Source organism: Oleiphilus sp. HI0067 (genome assembly GCF_001635735.1).
Genome location: NZ_LWFI01000244.1, coordinates 1 through 623 on the forward strand (window position 1 = coordinate 1; position 623 = coordinate 623).

The following is a 623-nucleotide window of genomic DNA, read 5'->3' on the forward strand; positions in this document are numbered from 1 at the left end:
AGTGGGTCAGACATTTTCAGCGACGAGCCCTATGGGAACGTTCTATTACAACCCAATTATACATGGCAAAAAGCTTGTTTTCTTAGCGGGTGGTTCGGGCGGTGCGCCAGCGCGAGCAATGATCGAAAGCATCTTAAGCCGTGGAGTAGATGCTGATTTTTATTTGGTTTACGGCAATAGCTTTGCAGAGGACGTAATATTCCAGGATACCTTTCGCGCGCTGGCTCAAAAGCACGAAAATTTCCATGTGACGGAAGTGATTTCACGCCCAGAAGAAGGGTATGAAGGGTTAACGGGATATCTAACTGGCGAGCTTATCAATGAAGTGGTAAGCGGAGTTGATGAGGTCATGTTTTATGTCTGTGGCCCAACCCCGTTTAATGATTTTTGTAAATCGGAGCTTAAAGCTTTGGGTGTTGCTGATAAGCGTATTCGAATTGAATGCAATGGCCCGCCAAAGAACCCAAGTTCGATTCAAAACTGGCCAACCGAGGTGAGTGAAGAAGAGATGGTGACCGTGAAGGTGCGAGGCAAAGGTGAGTTCAAAGCACAAGTTGGCGAACCTTTATTAAATAGCCTTGAGCGTAGCGGTTATTTCGTTGAGAACGCTTGTCGCTCAGGTG

At 46.7% G+C, this 623-nt stretch carries 1 protein-coding gene; it reads left to right on the forward strand.

Translation table 11 applies throughout. The annotated features are described in order from the left end of the window. Window positions 1–31: 31 nt before the first annotated feature. Window positions 32–623: hypothetical protein (locus A3739_RS03185; RefSeq protein ID WP_231876988.1), on the forward strand; the 592-nt coding region annotated here is incomplete at its 3' end.